General features: G+C 62.4%; 21 protein-coding genes and 1 pseudogene. 17 read left to right on the top strand and 5 right to left on the bottom strand.

Translation table 11 applies throughout. The annotated features are described in order from the left end of the window. Window positions 1-2: 2 nt before the first annotated feature. From IH971_03785 to IH971_03795, 3 genes are read right to left on the bottom strand one after another with little or no spacing between them, the layout of a single operon-like run. On the bottom strand, window positions 3-2,381 hold the full coding sequence (locus IH971_03785) for a carbon-monoxide dehydrogenase large subunit (protein MCH7496955.1): 2,379 nt from the start codon (window positions 2,379-2,381) through the stop codon (window positions 3-5). Between the two features lie 35 nt (window positions 2,382-2,416). Then, window positions 2,417-2,884 carry a (2Fe-2S)-binding protein gene (locus IH971_03790; protein ID MCH7496956.1) on the bottom strand — a complete coding sequence of 156 codons (468 nt, stop codon included), beginning with the start codon at window positions 2,882-2,884 and terminating at the stop codon, window positions 2,417-2,419. A 1-nt stretch (window position 2,885) separates the two neighbouring features. Further along, entirely contained in the window at window positions 2,886-3,761 is an 876-nt protein-coding gene (locus tag IH971_03795) for a xanthine dehydrogenase family protein subunit M (protein ID MCH7496957.1), read from the bottom strand. A gap of 386 nt (window positions 3,762-4,147) precedes the next feature. On the opposite strand from IH971_03795, the gene IH971_03800 reads away from it, so the two are divergent. The 12 genes from IH971_03800 to IH971_03855 all read left to right on the top strand — a co-directional run bounded on the left by IH971_03800 (window position 4,148) and on the right by IH971_03855 (window position 14,682). After that, a complete protein-coding gene (locus IH971_03800; GenBank protein MCH7496958.1) occupies window positions 4,148-5,062 on the top strand; it encodes a MoxR family ATPase in 915 nt (304 codons plus the stop codon). A gap of 3 nt (window positions 5,063-5,065) precedes the next feature. Continuing rightward, on the top strand, window positions 5,066-6,292 hold the full coding sequence (locus IH971_03805) for a VWA domain-containing protein (protein MCH7496959.1): 1,227 nt from the start codon (window positions 5,066-5,068) through the stop codon (window positions 6,290-6,292). Next, window positions 6,280-6,906, top strand: coding sequence for a nucleotidyltransferase family protein (locus tag IH971_03810; GenBank protein ID MCH7496960.1), 627 nt, complete (start codon window positions 6,280-6,282; stop codon window positions 6,904-6,906). The genes IH971_03805 and IH971_03810 overlap by 13 nt, the downstream gene beginning before the upstream one ends. Beyond that, window positions 6,893-7,690 (top strand): XdhC family protein, encoded by a 798-nt coding sequence (locus tag IH971_03815; protein ID MCH7496961.1) that lies wholly within the window; start codon window positions 6,893-6,895, stop codon window positions 7,688-7,690. The genes IH971_03810 and IH971_03815 overlap by 14 nt, the downstream gene beginning before the upstream one ends. Then, window positions 7,687-8,742 carry a GTP 3',8-cyclase MoaA gene (moaA, locus tag IH971_03820; GenBank protein ID MCH7496962.1) on the top strand — a complete coding sequence of 352 codons (1,056 nt, stop codon included), beginning with the start codon at window positions 7,687-7,689 and terminating at the stop codon, window positions 8,740-8,742. Before IH971_03815 ends, moaA begins: the two co-directional genes overlap by 4 nt. A 36-nt stretch (window positions 8,743-8,778) precedes the next feature. Then, a complete protein-coding gene (locus tag IH971_03825) occupies window positions 8,779-9,744 on the top strand; it encodes a bifunctional molybdenum cofactor biosynthesis protein MoaC/MoaB (GenBank protein ID MCH7496963.1) in 966 nt (321 codons plus the stop codon). A gap of 17 nt (window positions 9,745-9,761) precedes the next feature. Further along, a complete protein-coding gene (locus IH971_03830; GenBank protein MCH7496964.1) occupies window positions 9,762-10,517 on the top strand; it encodes a sulfite exporter TauE/SafE family protein in 756 nt (251 codons plus the stop codon). Between the two features lie 5 nt (window positions 10,518-10,522). After that, on the top strand, window positions 10,523-11,749 hold the full coding sequence (locus IH971_03835; protein MCH7496965.1) for a molybdopterin molybdotransferase MoeA: 1,227 nt from the start codon (window positions 10,523-10,525) through the stop codon (window positions 11,747-11,749). 5 nt (window positions 11,750-11,754) lie between these two features. Next, window positions 11,755-12,009: a MoaD/ThiS family protein gene (locus IH971_03840; GenBank protein ID MCH7496966.1), complete on the top strand. Its 255-nt coding sequence runs from the start codon at window positions 11,755-11,757 to the stop codon at window positions 12,007-12,009. 1 nt (window position 12,010) lies between these two features. Next, on the top strand, window positions 12,011-12,475 hold the full coding sequence (locus IH971_03845) for a molybdenum cofactor biosynthesis protein MoaE (GenBank protein ID MCH7496967.1): 465 nt from the start codon (window positions 12,011-12,013) through the stop codon (window positions 12,473-12,475). A gap of 10 nt (window positions 12,476-12,485) precedes the next feature. Next, window positions 12,486-12,779 carry a hypothetical protein gene (locus tag IH971_03850; GenBank protein MCH7496968.1) on the top strand — a complete coding sequence of 98 codons (294 nt, stop codon included), beginning with the start codon at window positions 12,486-12,488 and terminating at the stop codon, window positions 12,777-12,779. A 403-nt stretch (window positions 12,780-13,182) separates the two neighbouring features. Further along, window positions 13,183-14,682 (top strand): hypothetical protein, encoded by a 1,500-nt coding sequence (locus IH971_03855; protein MCH7496969.1) that lies wholly within the window; start codon window positions 13,183-13,185, stop codon window positions 14,680-14,682. Here the strand turns inward: IH971_03855 and IH971_03860 are convergent. Then, complete coding sequence (locus IH971_03860; protein ID MCH7496970.1) at window positions 14,662-15,459, bottom strand: class I SAM-dependent methyltransferase; 798 nt, start codon at window positions 15,457-15,459, stop codon at window positions 14,662-14,664. The genes IH971_03855 and IH971_03860 overlap by 21 nt on opposite strands. 92 nt (window positions 15,460-15,551) lie before the next feature. Here IH971_03860 and IH971_03865 point away from each other — a divergent pair. Beyond that, window positions 15,552-15,883, top strand: a pseudogene (locus IH971_03865) (IS5 family transposase). Between the two features lie 183 nt (window positions 15,884-16,066). Here the strand turns inward: IH971_03865 and IH971_03870 are convergent. Further along, window positions 16,067-17,650: a hypothetical protein gene (locus tag IH971_03870; GenBank protein ID MCH7496971.1), complete on the bottom strand. Its 1,584-nt coding sequence runs from the start codon at window positions 17,648-17,650 to the stop codon at window positions 16,067-16,069. Window positions 17,651-17,841: 191 nt separating this feature from the next. Here IH971_03870 and queG point away from each other — a divergent pair, with 191 nt between their 5' ends. The 4 genes from queG to IH971_03890 form a co-directional block, all read left to right on the top strand. Further along, a complete protein-coding gene (queG, locus tag IH971_03875; GenBank protein ID MCH7496972.1) occupies window positions 17,842-18,975 on the top strand; it encodes a tRNA epoxyqueuosine(34) reductase QueG in 1,134 nt (377 codons plus the stop codon). A 61-nt stretch (window positions 18,976-19,036) separates the two neighbouring features. Then, a complete protein-coding gene (gene selD / locus IH971_03880) occupies window positions 19,037-19,726 on the top strand; it encodes a selenide, water dikinase SelD (protein ID MCH7496973.1) in 690 nt (229 codons plus the stop codon). A gap of 135 nt (window positions 19,727-19,861) precedes the next feature. Next, window positions 19,862-20,614 carry an ATP-binding cassette domain-containing protein gene (locus IH971_03885; protein MCH7496974.1) on the top strand — a complete coding sequence of 251 codons (753 nt, stop codon included), beginning with the start codon at window positions 19,862-19,864 and terminating at the stop codon, window positions 20,612-20,614. Further along, a partial coding sequence (locus tag IH971_03890) for an amino acid ABC transporter permease (GenBank protein ID MCH7496975.1) occupies window positions 20,611-21,123 on the top strand: 513 nt, incomplete at its 3' end. The genes IH971_03885 and IH971_03890, both read left to right, overlap by 4 nt.

Consider the following 21,123-nt stretch of genomic DNA (forward strand, 5'->3'; position numbering starts at 1 on the left):
CGCTAGGAGCCGTTCCCCGCTTGGGTGGCGCTACGGATGGCCTGCCAGACCCGCTCCGGCGTCATGGGAATTTCCAGGTGGCGAACCCCCAGGTGGGACAGGGCATCCACCACGGCATTGACGATTGCAGCAGGGGCGCCCACGGTGGCCGACTCGCCCACCCCCTTGGCGCCCAGCGGATGATGGGGTGATGGGGTGGTCGTCTTATCGGTTTCCCATTTGGGCGTCTCCATGGCCGTGGGCATCAGGTAATCCATAAAACTGCCGCCCCGTATATTCCCCTCCTCGTCGTAGGAGATCTCCTCGAAGAGCGCCGGAGCCAGCCCCATGGTGAGGCCACCGTGGATTTGGCCTTCCACGATCATGGGATTGATGATGTTCCCGCAGTCGTCCACGGCCATGAAGCGCCGCACCTTGACTTCACCGGTCTTACCATCCACATCCACCACGCAGATATAACTGCCGAACGGGTAAGTCATATTCGGCGGATCGTAATAGGACACCGCCTCCAGGCCGGCCTCCATGCCTTCAGGGAAGTTGGTGTAGGCGGCAAAGGCCACGTCCTGGATCGTCTTGAACTTGTCCGGCACGCCCTTGACGAAAAACTTACCCGGTTCCCACTCAAGATCGTCCTCGCCCACCTCCAGCAGGTAGGCGGCAATCTTCCTGGCCTTGTCCCGGATCTTCCGGCTGGCCACGGCCGTTGCGGCCCCTGCCACCGGTGTGCTTCGGCTGGCGTAAGTGCCCAACCCGTAGGGGGCCGTGTCGGTGTCGCCGTGCTCCACCTTTATGTCGGCGATGGGAATGCCCAGCTCTTCAGCGACGATCTGGCCGAAGGTGGTCTCATGACCCTGACCCTGGGTCTGGACACCGATGCGGCAGATGACCTTGCCGGTGGGGTGGACCCGGATCTCGGCGCTGTCGAACATCTTCAGCCCCAGAATATCGAAGTCCCGCGAGTTACCGGCCCCCACGACCTCAGTGAAGCTGGAGATGCCGATGCCCATGAGTTCGCCCTTGGCGCGCTTCTCCTTTTGCTCCTTGAGCAGGTCGGCGTAGCCGATCCGTTTCATGGCCAGATTCAGGGCGCCGGCATAATCGCCACTGTCGTACTCCCACCCCAGAACGCTCTTGTAGGGAAAGGCCTCCTTGGGGATGAAGTTCTTCAGGCGCAGTTCCGCGGGGTCCATGTCAATCTCATCCGCCAGGATATCCACCAGGCGCTCGATGGCGTGTACCGCTTCGGTCACTCGGAAGGAACAGCGGTAGGCGATGCCCCCCGGCGGCTTGTTGGTATAGACGCCGTCCACCTCCACAAATGCGTTTTCGAAGGGGTACGAGCCCGTGCAGATGGAGAACAGCCCCGCCGGCCACTTGGACGGCTGCGTGGCGGCATCGGTGTAGCCGTGGTCCGCGATGGTCTTGATGCGCAGCGCCTTCATGGTGCCGTCCTTGTCGGCGGCGAGCTCGGCGGTCATGTGATAGTCCCGGCCGAAGGAATCGGCCTGCATGTTCTCCCGCCGGTCTTCGATCCACTTGATGGGCGCACCGGTTACCACGGTTGCCGCTATGGCGATGACGTAGCCCGGATAGATGGGCACCTTCCCGCCGAAGCCCCCGCCCAAGTCGGGGGAGATAATGCGGATTTTTTCTTCGCTGAGTCCCACATGGCCAGCCACCATCGCAAACACCGTGCGGTGGGCATGGGGTGCCTGCGATGTCATCCAACAGGTGAGCTGGCCCTCGACGCTGTCGAACTCGGCCACGATGCCGCAGGTCTCGATGGAGGCCACGGTGATGCGCGGTATGTAGATGTCCTGTTTGATGGTGACATCGGCCGACTCGAAGGCCTTGGCAGTGGCGTCGCGGTCTCCCGCCTCCCAGTGCCAGATGAGGTTGTCCTTCTGCCCTTCTTTATCATGACGCAGAACGGGGGCCCCTGGTTCCAGCGCCTTGAAGGGATCGACGAGCACCGGCAGCGGCTCGTAGTCCACCTCCACCAGTTCCACTCCATCGGCCGCGGCGTAGCGCGATGTAGCAATGACCGCCGCCACTTCCTGGGCCTGGTACATGACTTCGTCCGTCGGGAGCACCATCTGGGTGTCCGACATGAGGGTCGGCATCCAGTGCAGGTTGTATTCCTTCAGCGTCTCGCCGGTGATAACCGCCGCCACGCCTGGATGGGCCAGCGCCTTTTCGGAATTGATACTCTTGATCTTGGCGTGGGCGTAGGGGCTGCGCACGATGTCCATATACAGCATCCCGGGGCGGATAATATCGTCCACGTAGGTGCCCTTGCCGCGAATGAAGCGGGGGTCTTCCTTGCGCTTCACCGAGTGTCCCATGCCCCCGATCTCCGCCGATGTCCGTAATTCACTCATGATATTGCTCCTAAATCAGGCGCCCCCGGCGCGGCCTACAGGTTGTCGGCGGCGTACTGAACCGCCTTGACGATGTTCACATACCCGGTGCAGCGACACAGGTTGCCCGAGATACCCCAGCGAATTTCCTCTTCCGATGGGTGCGGGTTCTTTTGCAGCAGGGCGTGGCTGGACATGATCATCCCCGGTGTGCAGAAGCCACATTGGAGGCCGTGCTTCTCCATGAATCCGGCCTGCAGCGGGTGTAATTCGCCATTCTTGGTCATGCCCTCGATGGTGGTGATCTCCTTGCCGTTGGCCTGCACGCTGAAGACCGTGCACGATTTCACGGCCGTGCCGTCAAGCATCACCGTGCACGCTCCGCAATGGGTGGTGTCGCAGCCAATGTGGGTCCCGGTGAGTCCCAAATTCTCCCTGATGAAATGCACCAGCAGCAGCCGGGGCTCCACCTCGGAGGTGTGGGTGGTACCGTTGACGGTAATGCTGATCTCTTGGGTAGCCATCCTAGTGCCCTCCTTGTGCCCGTTTTTTTGCTCTTTGCAATGCCCGCACCGTGAATTCCCGCACCATGGCCCGCTTGTATTCAATCGAGCCGCGGTGGTCGCTGGTTGGTTGCGACTCTGCGGCTGCCAGGTCAGCGGCGGCGCCCATGCTGTCGTCGCTCAGCGGCCTGCCCAGCAGTGAATTTTCGGCCTTCTCGGCCCGCAGTGGGGTGGCAGCCGCGTTGGTCAGACCGATGCCTACCTGAGCGCATGTGCCGTCAGCATTGAGCACAACCGCTGCGGCCACGCCGGCAATGGCGAAATCGCCTACCTTGCGCTCAAGTTTCAGGTAGCTGGCGCCGCTCCGTTCCAACGGTATAGGTACTCGCACGGCAGTCAAGATCTCGTTGGGCGCCAGTGCGGTGGTGAGCGGCCCCACGAAGAAATCGTCGATGGCGATGGTACGGCTGCCGGACGGCCCCTGAACATCGAGTTCCGCCCGCAAAGCCAGCATGGTCGCCGGGTGGTCATTGGCCGGGTCGCCGTGGGCCAGATTCCCCCCCACGGTTGCCAGGTTCCGCACCAACGGGTCGGCAATAACGCGGGACGTTTCGTGCAGGATGGGATAACGCGACTTGATCAACTCGGACTCATCCAGGTCGACCTCCCGGGTCATGGCCCCGATGGCCAGCCAGCCGTCTTCCTCCTTGATATAGCTTAGATCCCCAATACCGTTGATATCGATCAGCTGCGGTGGCTCCGCCAGGCGCAACTTCATCATGGGAATCAGACTTTGTCCGCCGGCCAGGACCTTGGCGTCGTCTCCGAATTTGACGAGCAGCGCGACGGCCTCGTCAAGGGTGCTGGGGGCGTAGTAATCAAATGATCCAGGTATCATATTACTACCTCCGTGGGAACGCTAGGCTATGCCCGCGATGGAATAGCTTAGTTGGAAAAGAAGGGGCGTTTAAGGTGAGGGCAAGGGATGGTCGGGGGAGGTGCTTAAGAACAGGGCGCGATGGATATGGTTGCAGCAGACAGACATGTCGCAGTCGCTGCCGCGTCATTTTGTACAAATTCAACGCCGGTTTCCCCCCGAGGCGAGATTTTCGTTAATTTACGCCCCGAATCTTGGCGCACAAGCGAGGTGAAAGTCAAGGTATTTTTGCAAATGGGTCTTGTTTACTACGTCCGTAATGGCAGCGCGCTGGACGGCGTACTGGCCACGGGTCTGGTCGCTCCCGCGGTGCGGCCTCCCCGCCCGAGGGGCCGCAGCTTGCCGTGATGCTGCCTGACTCAATTGAAGCCACCCGGGAGGCCCTGGCGGCGCACCATTATTTCGCTGACCGCGCGCTGGCCACCGCCGTCTTCCTGTCCCTGAAATTGGAGCAGCCCCTCTTCCTGGAAGGGGAGGCCGGGGTGGGTAAGACCGAGGTGGCCAAGGTGCTGGCGGAGATGCTGCCGGCCAAACTCATTCGCCTGCAGTGCTATGAGGGACTGGATGTCCACAACGCCGTTTACGAGTGGAACTATGCCCGCCAGATGATCGAAATTCGCCTGCGGGAGGCTGCGGGTGAGCAGGACCGGGATCAAATGGCCCGGGACATATTCAGTCAGGATTTTCTGATCCGTCGCCCCCTGCTTCAGGCGGTGGACCACGATGATGCCGCGCCGCCGGTCTTGCTGATCGATGAAATCGATCGCGCCGACGAGGAGTTCGAGGCCTACCTGTTGGAAATACTCTCCGATTATCAGGTGACCATCCCTGAGATCGGTACCCTGCGCGCGAAGGTCAAGCCCATTGTGGTGGTTACCTCCAACCGCACCCGCGAAGTTCACGACGCCCTCAAACGGCGCTGTCTCTACCACTGGATCGATTACCCTTCCGCTGAGCGCGAGCTGGAGATCGTGCGGCGCAAGTTACCGGCTATGGCCGCGTCGCTGGGGCAGCAGGTGGTTACGTTTGTGCAGGCGCTCCGCGAGCAGGACCTCTACAAACACCCCGGCGTGGCGGAGACCCTCGATTGGGCTGCGGCCCTCATGGCGCTGGCAACCGTCGATATCACTGCCGGCCGGGTGGAAGACACCCTGGGCACACTGCTGAAATACCAGGACGATGTGGATAAGATCAAAGGCGATTTGGCCAGTCGCCTGGTGGAGCAGGCCCTGGCCGCTGAGACCGGGCTGCCACCCGCCTAGCAGATGGCCGCGGCCCACTCCATCAACCTGTCCCGGGCTGATCTGCCCGCCAGCCTCACAGCTTTCTGCCGCTTCCTCCGTCAGGGCGGCCTTACGGTTGGTTCCGGTGACATCGTGAACGCAATCAGCGCCGTCAGCCTGGTGGGCATCGAGCGCCGGGTTGACTTCAAGCAGGCGTTGCAAAACACCTTGGTTATCCGCCGTGACGCCATCCCCTTTTTCAACTGGGCCTTCGAGCTCTTCTGGCAACAGCCGGCCGCCTGGGCTCAGGCGGCGGAGCGCCTGCAGCTGCTGGCGGAGGCGCGCGGCCGGCCCCCTGCCAGCGCTGACCTCCGGCACTGGCGACTCTCCCGTTCCACCCATCCCGGCCAGGGGCGCGCGGAAAGTGTCCGGCCTGAGCACGAATCCGAGGAATCCGATGGGTCGCCGCTCTACAGCCCCACCGAAGTGCTGAGGTCAAAAAACTTTGAGGACTACACGCGCGAGGAACTGCTCCAGGCCCGGCAATGGCTGGCAGCCAACCCCTGGAGCCTGGGCTTGCGCCTGACGCGCCGACAGACTCCCGGCCACCAGCGCCACCGCCTCAGCCTGAGAAACACCCTGCGGAAGAGCGTCGTGCGTTCCCCCGACCTTTTGCGGCTGGCCTGGACGGAACGCAAGCGCAAGCCACGCCCCATAGTTGTGCTTTGCGACATCAGCGGTTCCATGGAGCGCTCCACCCGCATGTTGCTGCACTTTATACATAGCCTGACCACCCAGCACCACCGGGTGGAAACCTTCACTTTCGGCACGCGCCTCACCCGCGTCACCCGCTACCTCAAGCGCCGTGACACCAACGCAGCCATCGGGCGGTTGGGCCAGGAAGTGCGCGACTGGGCCGGCGGCACCCGTATCGGCGAGGCCTTGCGGGCTTTCAATCTGCACTGGGCCCGGCGTACCCTCGGTGGGGGCGCAGTGGTGCTCATCTTCAGCGACGGCTGGGATACCGGCGACCCGCAGCTGCTGGAGCAGGAGGTGGCCCGACTGCACCGCAGCTGCCACCGGCTGATCTGGCTGAATCCCAACCTCGGCTACGATGGCTACCAGCCCCTCACCCAGGGCATTCAGACGGTGTTGCCCCACGTGGACGATTTCCTGCCGGTGCACAACCTCCAGAGTCTGTTCGATCTGGGTCGGACACTGGACCGTCGCCCGGGTAAGCTGGCCACAATGAGGGCATGGGCAGCGTGAAAGTGAGCGCCCTGGTCCTGGCTGCCGGTGGCTCGTCACGCATGCGCGGCGCCAACAAGCTGTTGCTGCCCATCGAGGGCCTGCCCATGATCGCCACCGTGTGCGGGGCTGTGCTCAACGCCGGGTGCAAGCCAACCATCGTCATAACCGGATTTGACCCCACCGCATTGCGCGCGGCGTTGCAGGGTGTGAACGTCCGGTTCGCCCACAACCCCCGCTGGCAGACCGGCATGTCCAGCTCCATCAAAGTAGGCTTGGCGGCCCTTCCGAAGGATGCTGACGGGGTGCTCATCGCCCTGGCGGACATGCCGCTGGTGACTGTCGCCACCCTCAAAGAACTGCTCGCCGGTTTCGCCGCTGGGGGCGGCCGGAAGATCGTTTATCCGGTCTTTGACGGCGTCCAGGGCAACCCGGTCCTGTTTCCCGGGAAATATTTCCAGGAAATCGCCGCCCTTACCGGTGACCGGGGCGCGAAGGCGGTGCTGCAGCGGCATGCGAACGATGCCACGGCTGTCGCGGTGGCGACGCGCGCCGTGATCCTTGACTGCGATGAGCAGGAAGACTACCTTAAATTACAGGCGAGCTGGGAAGAGGAGCCGCGTGCCGCTGCATAAAGACCTGTTCAGAACTGTCGCCGATCTCAGGGATGAGAACAAGGCCTTTGCCATCGCCACGGTGATTATGGTGCAGGGTTCTTCATCGGGCAAGCTGGGTGACAAGGCGGTCTATGATGAACAGGGGGAGCGCATCATCGGTTGGGTGGGTGGCGCCTGCGTCGAGAACCGCGTGGCCGCTACGGCCAGGGAGACCTACAGCGATGGTATCCCTCGCATCATCAATATCGACCTCGACAGCGACGAAATGGAGATGGGCATTCCTTGTGGAGGGCAAATGGCCGTTATGGTGGAACCCCAGTTGAGACCCCCGGTCCTGCTGATACGCGGGATGGGGCGTGTGGCGGAGGTATTGGCCGAGCTGGGCAACCTGCTCAACTACCGCGTGATGGTGCAGACTTCCGAAGAGGAATCGGCCCGCTATCCCCATGCTGAGCAGATCATCAACCAGCCCCTCGAACTGGACGAACTCGATTTTTCGGTGGACTATTTCGTGTTGGGAACCCACCATCGGGACGATGACAAGATGTCGTACAAGGCGCTTCAGATGGGTGTGCCTTATGTGGCCGTGGTGGCCAGCAAGAAGAAGACCGGCATCATGGTTCGGAATATGCAGGAGCTGGGCGCCACAGAAGACGAGCTGAGCCGCTTCCATGCCCCGGCGGGCCTGGACCTGAAGGCCAAGGCAGCCGAGGAGATCGCTCTGAGCATCATGTCGGAAATCGTCATGCATCATAATGGCGGCACCGGCGCTTCGCTGCAGCTGGAGCCGGCCGGCCAGTGAGCATCACCCCCCTCGCGGAGACCTACCTCGGCGTCCTGCCGGCGCCCACCCCGCCCCAGCTGCTGGACCGCTTCGGCCGCAGCTTTACTTATCTGCGCATTGCCGTCACCGACCGCTGTCAACTGCGCTGTATCTACTGCATGCCCGAAGCCGGCATTGACTTCACACCCAGCGATCGCCTCCTCACTACGGAGGAGATATTACGGCTTGTGGGCGTCGCCGCATCGTTGGGTGTCTTTAAGGTTCGATTCACAGGCGGCGAGCCCCTGCTGAGGCGGGACATGGTGGAACTCATCCGCGGCGCCGCCCGTACCCCGGGCATTACCTCGGTCAATCTCACCACCAACGGCCTGCTGTTCAAAGACCGGGCGATGGCCCTGCTGCGAGCCGGACTTACCGGTATCAATATCAGTTTGGATACCCTGGATGCGGCCAAGTTTGCCCGCATTACCCGCCGGCAGGGGGTGGAACAGGTGCTGGCTGCTCTGGAAGCCGCCCTGGCTGTGGGCATTCCAGCGGTGAAGCTGAACGTGGTGGCCCTGCAAGGCTTCAACGACACGGAACTGGGCGACTTTGGCCTGCTTACCAGGGACGAGCCCATCACGGTGCGCTTTATTGAGCTCATGCCCTTCGATGCCCATCAGATCTGGAAGACCGGCCGCCACATGTCTGCCGCGCAGATCAAGACGCTGCTCGCTGAGCTCTACCCCCGTTTGGATCATGCCGTTGGCACCGCCACGGAGCAGCATATCTACCGTATACCGGGTCACCTGGGCAAACTGGCCATCATTCCGGCTTACACCCGCAGTTTGTGTGGCAGCTGCAACCGTATCCGCCTCACCGCCGACGGCTGCATCCGCAACTGCCTCTACTCCGAGGATGAGTACAGCCTCAGGGAGCTCATGCGCTCCGGCGCCACGGATGGCCAGCTGGCCCGCATTCTCACCTCGGCCATGCGCGACAAGCACAAGGACGGTTGGGTGGCCCAGCGGGCGGCGAAGGATACGCCTGAGTCCCAGCGCCGCGACAGCATGACCCAAATCGGCGGGTGACCAGCCGTTCCCGGGTCCAAAACCAGTCAGAAGGATGTGGCGCCGCTTTCCCATCTGGATGAGCAGGGCCAGGTGCGCATGGTGGATGTCTCGGCCAAGCCGGGCACCTTGCGTACGGCCCGCGCCGAGGGATCGATCCACCTTTTGCCCGCCACCCTGGCTGCCATCACCTCCGGCCAGGTCCCCAAGGGCAATGTCCTCACCGCGGCCAAGTTGGCCGGCATTCAGGCCGCCAAGGAGACTGCCCGGCTCATCCCCCTCTGCCATCCTTTGGCCCTCAGTTGGGTGGATATCGAGTTCGAATTAGGCCCGGACCGCATTCGGCTCAGCTCGGTGGTGAAGGCCAAGGAGTCCACCGGCCCGGAAATGGAGGCCCTCATGGCCGTCAGCACAGCCGCCCTCACCATCTACGACATGTGTAAGGCCATCGACCGGCAGATGCGGATCGGTGAGATCCGCCTGCTGGGCAAAAGCGGCGGGCAGTCCGAACATGCGGCCAACAAGCCACACGGCACCGCCTTTCGGCCCCGTACCGGCATCGTCATCTTGTCCGACTCCGTCGCCGCCGGCCAGCGTGAGGACGCCTCGGGCCAAATCTTGACCGAGGGGTTCAAGGCGGCCGGTTGCGAAATCGTCGAGGTCGTCGCTCTGCCGGATGAACCCGACCAGCTGGTCGCCACCGCCCGGCGGCTCCTCTCCCAGGGCGTCGAGCTGCTCGTCACCTCCGGCGGCACCGGCCTCGGCCCTCGGGACCGGACCATCGCCGCGCTGGAGCCGCTGCTGGAGAGCCGGCTCCCCGGCGTGGAGCAGGCCCTGCACGCCTACGGCCGCGCCCGCGTCCCGGCGGCCATGCTCTCGCGGCTGGTGGCCGGTACGGTGGGACAGAGTATCGTTGTCTGCCTGCCCGGCAACCCCACTGCCGCCAGCGATGCCCTCCAGGTGCTGGTCCCCACGCTCTTTCACGCTTACGACATCATGAAGGGTGGGGGCCATGATTCCTAGGGGCACGCCCGCCTCAATTGCCGGGACCTCCCCTGCCTGTTGAGCTGCTGCCGGTACTCTTTTTCCTCGTGGCGCTCATGTATTCCAGCGTCGGTCTGGGTGGCGGCTCGTCCTATACCGCGTTGATGGTGATCTTTGGGCTCAGCCACCGGGTGATTCCCACCACCTCGCTCACACTCAACTTGCTGGTGAGCTTCCTTGGCATGGTAAACTTCTGGCGCGGGGGCCACCTATCGTTACGTCTGGTGGCCCCCTTTCTGCTGGCCTCTGTGCCCCTGGCATACCTGGGTGGCGCGCTCAGCCTCTCCCGGGAGCTATTCCATTGGCTCCTGCTGGGCAGTTTGGTGCTGGTGGCGGCGCGCATCTACCTGTGGCGCGGCCAGTCTATGGCGATCACGTTCACCCCGGGCCAGCGCTGGGCCGTGTCGCTGACCCTGGGGGGCGCCCTGGGGTTTATCGCCGGCACGGTGGGCATCGGCGGCGGCATCTACCTGGTGCCGCTCATCCTGGCCTTAGGCCTGGCCGCGGAAAAGGAGGCCGCCGCCGCCGGGTCCATCTTCATCTGGAGCAACTCACTCGCCGGGGTCATCTCCCGGACCCAACGGGGCACTTTCGAGACCGCCACCATCCTGCCGTTGGCCGTGGCGGTGGTGGCCGGCGGCTATCTGGGTTCGCGCCTCGGTGCCACCCGCCTGGGGCCCGACACCATCCGGAAAACGCTGGGTGTCATCATTCTCATCGGCATCGTTTTTCTCATCGGTCGGCTCATATGATCTCGGTGGCCCAGGCACATGAGTCGATTCAGGCGCATCTGACCCCGCCGCAACCGGGCGAATCGGTCAGTTTTCAGGCCGCTGCGGGCCGCGTTTTGGCACAGGACATACGGGCCACCATGCCCCAACCCCGTTTCACCAACTCCGCCATGGACGGCTTTGCTGTCCGGTCAGCCGACACGGCGACGGCCAGCAGGGAACAGGCCGTGCCCCTGCGCGTCACGGGGGTTGTGTCGGCGGGGGATGGTGGCGAGCTGGCCATCAAGCCGGGGGAGTGCGCCCAGGTCATGACCGGCGCTGCTCTGCCGCAAGGGGCCGATGCGGTGGTGAAGGTAGAGGACACCGCCGGCTTCGGCGCTGACACGATTCACATCAAGACGCCTATCGACGGCGGTCACTTCGTCCGTCAGCGGGGCGAGGAGGTGACGCAGGGCCAGCTCTTGGTGCCCGCGGGCGCCCGCGTTACCGCCGGTGAGATCGGCATGCTGGCGACCTACGGCTACGCCCAGGTGGAGGTCGCTCCCCGGCCCACGGTGGCTCTGCTGGTCACGGGCAACGAGCTGGTTGAGCCCGGCGTGCCCCTGGCGCAGGGACAGGTTTACAATTCCAATCTCCACGTCCTCGCCCGGTTGGCCGCTCAGGTGGGCGCGGAGGTGGTCCACTCCCGCACCATCGGCGATGATCCGGCCGCGCTGCAGGTCTTCCTAAACGAGGCGCTGGAGGCCTGCCGGGTGGTGGTCACCTCCGCGGGCGTTTCCATGGGGCAGGCGGATCACGTTCGCGCGGCGCTCGCCGCCGTTGGCATGCAGGAAATCTTCTGGAAGGTGGCCCAAAAGCCCGGCCTGCCCCTGCTGTTCGGGCGCAAGGGTCAAAGCCTTGTTTTCGCCCTGCCCGGCAACCCCGTCTCCGCCTTCATCTGCTTCATGGAGTATGTCTGGCCCGTGTTGGAAGCACTCCAGGGGCTGGCCCCGGCACCCAAGCTGGCCGCAACGCTCGCCCAGCCCTTCATCGTGGAGCCAAAGAAGCACCGCTTCATGTTCGGCGCCGCCTGGCTCGATGGTGCCCGGCTCACGGCCGCACCCAGCGACAAGCTGGGCTCCCATATGCTCTCATCGGCCGTGGGCGCCAACTGCATCCTGGAGGCTCCACCCGGCCCGGGACCCCTGCCGCCCGGCGACTCCGTTACGCTAAATCTGCTCCCCTGGGCGCAGCCGCTAAGCAGCCGGCCCTAGACGGCATGCCCGGCACGGTCCACGTCAAGGTGCTCTGCTTTTCGCTGGTGAAATATGCCCTGGGCAAGGACCGGCTCGCCGTCGAACTGCCCGCCGGGGCCACCACCGCCGAGCTGGAGGCGCACATCCGCGCTCTCGCCGGTGACAAACTGGCCCCCGTGCCCCTGCGGGTGGCGGTGAACCAGGTCTACGTCCCCGCCGGCGCCGTTCTGAACGACGGTGACGAGGTGGTCTTCATCCCGCCGGTGCAGGGGGGCTAGCATGGTGGAGACCCGCATCATCGACGGCCCCCTGCCACCCATTGAGGTGACCCTCGCCCAGCTCGATGCCGCCGGCGCCAGGGACCAGTCCGGCGCTCAGCTCATCTTCCACGGCCAAGTCCGCGGCACCGAGGGCGGCCGCTCCATCACCGCCCTGGACTACGAGGCCTACGACGGCATGGCCCAGGCCGAGCTCCAGTCCATCGCCCAGGAGACCGCCCACCGCTTTTCCATCCACCACCTGCTCTGCCTCCACCGCATCGGCTTGGTGCCGGTGGGGGAGGCCTCCCTACGCGTTGCCATCCGCTCGGCCCACCGCGCCGAAGCCCTGCAGGCCCTGGCTCACTTCATCGATCGGCTCAAAGACCGCGTCCCCATCTGGAAATGGGGCCTCACGGCCGAGGGGGAGCGCTTTCCCAGCGAGCACAGGGACGGTGACCACAATCTCGGGCTAGAGCATCAATAAGGAGTTCGCTATGGCCGACGACTGGGATGCAACTGAAATCACCGGCAAGCCGCCTGAGGAGGTGGGCCGCGACCTCATCAGTTTTATGGAGCGGGCGGAGCGCTCGTTCTTCATGCCGCTGATGGGCACAATCTTCTTTGCGGCCTACCTGTTCCTGAACCGTCCCGCCTCACCCCTTAGCTATGCCCTGGCGGTTCTGCTCCTGGCGGTGCTGGGCGGCGGCGTCTGGCTGGGCCGCTCCGGCCTCAACGCCTACCGCGCGGCGAAGCAGAAATACCCCACGGCGTACAAGGCGTTGAAGTAAGCGTACATGGCTTTGGAGCACGCCTCCTCGGCATGGCGGGCCAGGTCGACATTTTGCCTGAGTGAGTCTCGAACCGGCAACTGGGAATTCAAGAGCCAGGGGAACTCCTGGGAAATTTTCTCTGGCCAGGGCCCTGGCCCGCTTCGGCCGTCCACAGGCCGGATCTTCATGCCTCACGCCCTCATCCCATCTTTTCGCTTGCGACCGACATGATTTTACCTTACCGTTATCGTATCGCGTCGTGAGTTCATCTTTGTTCGCTGGGCGCGTAAACCATTGGGCATGGATTCGGAGCCCGCAGTACGCTTCCGGCAGGCTCCCTTCAGCATCCGTTTGTATCGTGTTGTATCGTGACAAAGGGCTACCTGGTTCCAAGGCCTCAGGTTAGCCAGAGGTCTGGAGCGTGAGCAGAATAAGTCTACTCAGAATTGGCGCCGTCATCTCCCTTGCCCTTCTCTGGTCAATGGGTCCCCGCCTCCGTGCGCAGGAGATCGACCACGTCACACTCGAGAAGAAGAGACTTCTGATCCTCCCCGCTCGGGGCGACGCTTACGATCCGTTTGGCATCAACAGGGAAGCGACGAGCACCATCGCGAGTTTGGCCGTCAGGCTTGGCCGCTTCACTATAATGGATCGGAATACCTTGGAGAGCATCATTCTTGAGCAGGATTTGGTCCTGCTGGGTCTGCTGGATGACGCCCATGCCGTCGAACTGGGGAAGATTACATCCGCTCGTGAGGCGCTGCTGGTGACCGTGCTGAACTTTTCGCAGAAAGCGGTCCCGCCGGAAGATAAAGCTGCGGATGACAAGGATGACCGGCAAGCTCATGATTCCGTGAGCCCTGCGGTCCGCGTCCTGGCATGGATATTCCGCCGGTCGTCTGACAAGCCTCCGCGTACGGACGAGCAAAAGGTGCAAGACCCGGAGGTCAAGTATGCCCACAATATCCAGACGCAGCTCACGGTCGAGGTCAGAAGTCTTGATGTTGAAACCGGCGAGTCACTGTACTCGTTCGTCGTCGATGCCTCCCATACCGGTGGCGCGAAGGGGAAGTCCCGGGCAGCTGCCATGGCCCAGTTCAGGCAGCGCGCCAGATTCGAGCTGCGGGCCTTGTATCTCCTGAGCACCCAGGTGATCTCGGCGGAGGGAAACGAGGTCGTTCTGCTTCTGGGCACCAGCGTCGGCGTCCGCCCCGGTATGCTCTTTACCATCAAGGAGCCCGACCGTGAGCAGCTCTTGGGGGAGCGCAGCATCACGATCCCTGGGCGCGAAGTGGCCTATGCCCGCGTGAGCGAACTATCAGATGATGTAAATCGCTCGGTGTTCCTGCGTCAATGGCGGCCGGTCGAACCGGGCTATCAGGCGGTTGAGAATCTGGGAGTCTTTGGGATCGCCCAGTTGGAGTTCCTTTCCGGGCCAGGCTTCCTGCCGATGTCCCTTGGTTTTCGCGCCCTCATAGGCGGGCTCCGCAACGCCGACGTTGGTGTCGGCGTGCGCTATATCCGGGCCAGGGACACCTATGATCATATTGATCAGGGCTTCAACATCGGCGCCATGGTCGGCCTGCGGGCCAAACTGACCCCCCGCTTCTCCCTGGTAGGTCGAATGGCCTTCGATTTCGATGTGGCCTTTCGTAGGGACGATGCGGGGCATTCGGTCAGCACCCCGCTCCTGTCCGCCTCGCCGGCGCTGTACACCGAGACTCTCCTGACCCGCTCGGTCGACATTGTCGTCGGGGCCGGCTATCGGTTGGGCGGCAGGTCCGATGAATGGACCTACAGTGAAGATGATCCCGACTCGGACGAGTCTCTCTCGCTCGATGCCGTGTGGGATGGCGACCCCCCCGAGGTCGATATCTCAGGCCCGTTCCTGACGGTCGGGTTATACCCGACAAATATATAGTGGTGAGCGCTTCGGGATACCGAAGTAACCTTTTTCGTCTATTTCCGTTTTTACGATCGCTGCATAGCGCTCATAGAAATCGTCGGCAACTTTCATGCCCCGAGGTGTCACTCCAGACGCGACGTATTCGATTAGGAACCGTAAATCATCTACTTTCAGGAGATCTTCCTGAACATGCTTCTCGATGCCTGAGAAGTGTTTCGGAAGCATTTCATCGGCAATTTCCTCGGTGAAACTGTCGATGATTCGATCCGTCGGGAAATTCGGGTCGAGCCGCCTGCCGATGTCGTATACGACCCGCATATGACGTGCGCTGTTCGTTGTAATCGTCGCATAACCGTCCTGCTTCAGAACTCTTTTGATTTCTCGGAACGCTTTCTCCTTATGGCTTGCGTGATAAATGACGTGATGGGCGTTGACCAAATCAAACCTCGAATCCGGGTAAGGCAACGCCTCTACGTCTGCGATCTCAACCTTGACGAATGGCCGGTCGAAATTCGCCCTGCATTTCTCCACCATCGCTTCGGAAAAATCCGTTAGGTGCAGTTGTGAGCCTTGTGGAAGGCGATGGAGGTTTTCCTTCCAGAAAATTCCGGTGCCACAGCCAACTTCAAGAACATCGATTGCCATGTCGATTTTCAAATGTCCACCGACCCAAGAATGGAAGCTCTCCGGGTCGGTACTGAACAACTGGTGAATTTTGATTCGTACTTCCAGGTTCTTCGTGGTCCCGTATTGCAGGTTCTTCAAGTATTCCTTCGTAAGCGCCTGGCCCATGTCTCTCTCCTCGACTGAAGCTAGGTCATGTACTCATAAGAGGGATTCACAGAACGCCCGTAATGTGATTCAAGCTTCCAAACCATGGCAGATTGCACACGAGCGGACGCTACGATCTGACGGACTTTGAATGGTCGGTCATCGAACCTCTTCTTCCAAACAAGCCGCGCGGGGCGCCGCGAGGTGATCACCGGCGGGTGTTGAATGGCATATTCTGGGTGTTGCGCTCCGGCGCACCGTGGCGCGATCTGCCGGAACGCTATGGTCCCTCTATACGACCTGCTACAACCGCCTCAACCGGTGGCGCAAGGCTGGTGTCTGGGACCGGATCATGGACGCCGTTAGTGAGACCTGCGACGGCGACGTTCAGATGATCGACAGTTCGGTTGTCCGTGTTTATCAGCATGCCGCCAACGTAAAAAAACGACCGAGCGTCATCGACGAAGTCCCGCTTCTTCCACGTCATAACAGTCTTTGGGTTGAGATCGCTGTATTGCGCTCTGATCGCGTGCGTCGTCTTGGCGCTGCCGTGTAGTACCTGTCCCATAGTGCCTCCGGTGATGATCGTTCAGTATAATCGATACCACCACACTCCGGGACTAAACACCTAACGGAAGGGGTCGTAACCGTAGGTCGGCTTGGGCAAAATGTCCGCCGGCGCGATGGCCCCGCCGCTCATGTAGGCGACGCCGGCGCTGAGCGCCCATTTGCCGACGGACGCCCTGTTTACCCCGTGGGCGAGGGTCCTCAGACCCTTGGCCTCGGCGGCGCCGACGAAGGCGGCGATGTCCGCGCGCCCCGCCGCCCCCTTGCCGTCGAGATGACCGAGATCGGTCGAGAAGGCATAGAGCTTGGGCGTCTCTATTCCGTCCATGACCGGATTGGCGAGGGGCAGGCGGACGATGATCGAAAGACAGTAAGGTTGCAGTTCCTGCCACACCCGGTTGGCTTCCGGCCAGGGCGCGTATCCGGCCAGATTGCATATCTCGAACAATATGAATTTTCTGCTGGATGACGGCACCCGCCGGCACAGGTCCATGAACTTCTCGCGCGGGTCTTTGCTCGTCAGCGTCTGGAAATCCACCGCCGCGATGAGAAGCGCCGATGACTTACGGTGATCGTAGGTCTCGAAACCGCGGATGATATTGCCGAGCAGAAGCCGGTCGCGATCGGCCTGGCTCATGGCGGGCGCGGGACCGGGGGCGGGCGGAAGCGCGCAGGCATAGGTGGAGACGACGCTCTGCACCGCCCCCCAAACCGGCTGGAAGACGATCGGCGCGGCGGACAAGGCGGCATCGGTTTGGGCCTCGCCGTCATGGGGGAGCTCTTCCGCTTCCCCGGCAAACTCGTTCGCCGATCCGTTGAATGTGTGGCCGCGGAGCGCCCGTTGCCTGGGCGCGCCGTATGTGCGCCGTTCGTCGGCCTGCCCTCCGTACGACTTCGGGAGGCGGGCCTCGCCGCCGGCGGCGGCGGCTCCACGGCGGCTTTTGGCAGGCTGCTGACCGTTGTGCCGGGAAAGGCCGGGGCCTCCATCCTCGCCGTTCACGAGATCACCATTCGCCTGGCCGCCGTTGACCGGGCCGTCCGCCGGCTCGGTGGTTTTCACGCCGAGGCCATTGGCGATGACATCGAAGATCGTCCCGCCCGACCCCGCATTCGCGCAATCGATCTCGGCGACCTCGCCACGAACGTCGATGGCATCGCGCGCCGCCTTTTGCTTGGGCAGTGCCTTGGCGAGATAGCGCTTGAGGAAGGAATTCGCCTCCTTGGCGATCGTCGACGTCTTCTTCTCGGCCTCGCCGATGTCCCGCTGGCAGAACAGCACGAAAAAGTTTTCGTCGTCATAGCGGGTATAGATGTCGCTCGGATGGAGGTGGCGCTGCATCGCCGTGGCTATGAGATCCTGCACCTCGTCGGAAATTTCATCCCACTCCGCGGCGGCATGCTTGCGCAGGCCGTAGAGCCCCAGCACCTGGAGCTTCCCGGCCGTCAGCTTGGGATCGGGGAAGGTCTCGAGCAGTTTCCGGGCACGCTCGTTGAACTCATCCCGGGCCGCCGGGGCGCCTGGCCCTATTGGCGCGGTGCCTTCGCCCTTGCCTTTGCGCCCCTTGGCAGGACCAATCGGCACGTCCTCGTAGAAATATTCGGCAACCCGGGCCCTGAGACCCTTGAGACCCTGTTTCGACGGCATACTCTTTCCAACTCCATGGCTTGGCCGCCAAAATCTTAGGCCCGGGCGCCCTAAAAATCTGTTAACTACTGGTAATGCCAAAGCCTCCGTCGGGCGCGCGAAACGCCAACGGCGGCACAATCCGGCCGTCTTGCACCGGGGGTTCCAGGGTGGGTATCCTGAGAGGAGCGCCCAGGCGCCTAGAGGTGATGATGGAATCGGCTGAAGCGAAATCGACGATCCGCGCCATGGCGCGCCAGCTTGGCTTCGATGCCGCCGGTTTCGCGCCGCCGGAGCTGGATGCCGAGGCCGGCCGGAATCTCGCCCGCTACCTCGATCTCGGCTTTCACGGCGACATGGACTGGCTTTTCCGGCGCGCCGAGTCGCGGGCCCAGCCCAAGCATCTCTGGCCCGAGGTCAAGAGCGTCATCGTCCTGGCGCTTAACTATGGCCCCTCGCTCAACCCCCTGGCGGCCCTGGACCGCCCCGATACCGGCGCCGTCTCGGTCTATGCCCAGGGCGGGGATTACCACGGGGTCGCCAAGAAGCGGCTCAAGGCGCTCGGCCGCTGGCTGGTCGGGACCTACGGCTGCGACGTCAAGGTGTTCGTCGACACCGCGCCGGTGATGGAGAAGCCCCTGGCCGAGCGGGCCGGGATAGGCTGGCAGGGCAAGCACACCAATCTGGTCTCGCGCCAACACGGATCGTGGCTGTTTCTCGGCGAAATCTTCACCACGCTCGAGCTTCCCCCCGACGCCGCCGAGGCCGATCATTGCGGGTCATGCCACAGATGCCTCGACGTCTGCCCGACCGGCGCCTTTCCGGCGCCCTATCGGCTCGACGCCAGGCGCTGCATCTCCTATCTCACCATCGAACATAAGGGCCATATCGCCAGGGAGTTCAGGGAACCCATGGGCAACCGCATCTATGGCTGCGACGACTGCCTGGCGGTCTGCCCGTGGAACAAATACGCCTCCAGGACCAAGGAGTACGCCTTCGAGCCGCGCAGCGAGCTGACGGCGCCAAAACTTGCCGACCTCGCCAAGCTCGATGACGCCGGGTTCCGCAAGATGTTCGCGGGCTCCGCGATCAAACGTACAGGGCGGGCGCGTTTCGTCCGCAATGTCTTGATCGCGCTGGGGAATTCCGGTGACGCCGCGATGGTCCCGGTGATCGCCGGCCTGCTCGCCGACCCCTCTCCCCTGGTCCGCGCCATGGCGGTGTGGGCGCTAACGCGGCTCATGGACCCTGGCGATTTCGATCGCTTGCGCGCCCAGCATGCCCCAAGCGAATCCGATGCCGACGTCGCCGCCGAATGGCGGGCGCCGGTCGCGGCGCCGGCATGACGATGACTTGCCGGCGATGCCCTGAACGGCGATACCGTGATTGGCGATGCTCTGAACGGCGATGAAAGTCTCTGATTTCGATTTCGATCTGCCGCGCCAGATGATCGCCGGCCGGCCCGTGGCGCCGAGGGATAGTGCGCGCCTGCTCGAGGTGGGTGAGAGTTTGGGCGATCATTCCATCCGCGACCTGCCCGGCCTCCTCCGGCCGGGCGACGTGTTGGTGCTGACCAAAGCACTTGGCACGGGCTTTATCACGACCGCGTTCAAAGCTGGAAAATGCCCGGACGATGTCATCGCGACGGCGAGCGAAAGCATGGCGGCGCTGAACGCGGCCGGCAGCGCAGCAGCGATTGCCGTTGGCGCTCGCGCCTCGACGGACATCACCGGATTCGGCTTGGCTGGTCATGCGGGCGAAATGGCGCAGGCAAGTGATGTGACTATCGTTATTGACTTGCACCGTTTGCCGCTGTTGCCGGGTGCCGAAGCTCTCGCCCGCCAGGGCAACAAGACACGCGCCAGTGTCAGCAATCGCGGCTTCGCCGAGCCAATGTTGCGCATCGAGGGTGAACCAGACCCCCTGCGTCTGGAGTTTGCCTTCGATGCTCAGACGTCTGGCGGGCTGCTGATCAGCGTTGCCGAAGATCGAGCGGAAGACTTGGTCGCGCGAGCAAAAGATGCCGGCGCAGCGGCAACCAGCGTGATTGGCGAAGTGCGTGAGAAGTCAGACGTTTCACTCGTCTTGCGAGGCTAAGGTTAGTGGTCAATCACAGTTGCTCGACTCTCCGAGTCGTGAATACTCGACTCGGAGAGTCGAGCAACAGTCACAAGTTAGATTTTGCGGCGAAGCCTGAGGCTAGCAGCCGGGCTGCTGATTCCAAGTGATCTGATGTTTGAACTGCGCGGCACCAGCAAGGCATTTGGAAAAACTCAGGCTCTGCAGCCCACTGACTTGGCGATTCCGCGAGGTAAAACAACGGCGCTGATTGGGCCCAGCGGTTGTGGAAAGTCGACAATCTTGCGACTGATGGTGGGGCTCATCCGCCCTGACACCGGATCGGTTTTGTTCAATGGCGAAGAGTTGACGGCCAAGAACGTATGCGACCAGCGGCATCGCATGGGCTACATGATTCAGGACGGTGGCCTGTTTCCTCATCTGACGGTCAACGGAAACGTGACGCTGCTCGCTCGCTATCTTCGCTGGGATCAAGACCGAATCCGCGATCGGTTACAAAAACTCGCTGAGTTAACGCACTTTCCGATTGACGCGCTCGAGAGATATCCCAGCCAGATCTCAGGTGGTCAGCGACAACGCGTCGCGTTGATTCGTGCGCTCTTTCTGGATCCCGACGTTTTGCTACTCGACGAGCCCATGGGTGCTCTCGATCCCCTGATTCGTTCTGAACTGCAGGAGGAACTACGCCAAATCTTTCGGGCACTCAACAAGACGGTTGTTCTGGTCACTCACGATATCGGCGAGGCAGGGCACCTTGCCGACCTGATCTGTGTCTTGAAGGATGGCGAAATCGTTCAGCGTGGCACTTTGGAGGAGCTGGTTCGCTCGCCAAAGGAAGAGTTTGTATCGCGGTTCATCAATGCTCAGCGAAGTCCACTCGAATCGTTGCGGGGACCGCACCAATGAATGCCGCCTTCATCGTTCTCTCAATTCTTTCGGCGGGCCAACCGGCGGATGTGAAGATCACGGTCGCTTCCAAGGCGTTTACCGAATCTGTGATCTTGGGAGAAATCGTCAAGCAGGCGGCTGAACACGCCGGGTTCAAAGTGGATCACAAAGAGCAACTGGGGGGTACGGGCTTCGTTTTCGACAATCTCGAAAACGGCAGCATCGACATTTATCCCGACTACACGGGCACGATCGTCAAGGACATATTGAAAGACGACTCGCTAAAGGACTTGGCGTCTATCCGAAAGGCGCTTGCCAAACGAGGCCTTCGCATATCGGAACCACTCGGGTTCGATAATTCGTACGAGATTGGCATGCAAGAGGACGTGGCAAAGCGGCTTGGCATCCGCAAGATTTCTGATCTGAAGCGACATCCACGACTGGCGTTCGGTTTTGCAAACGAGTTCTTGGACCGGCGCGACGGCTGGCCTGGGCTGAAACAGGCTTACGTCCTGCCTCACAACAAT

It is taken from the genome of Candidatus Neomarinimicrobiota bacterium (genome assembly GCA_022560655.1).
GTDB lineage: Bacteria > Fidelibacterota > Marinisomatia > SCGC-AAA003-L08 > TS1B11 > JADFSS01.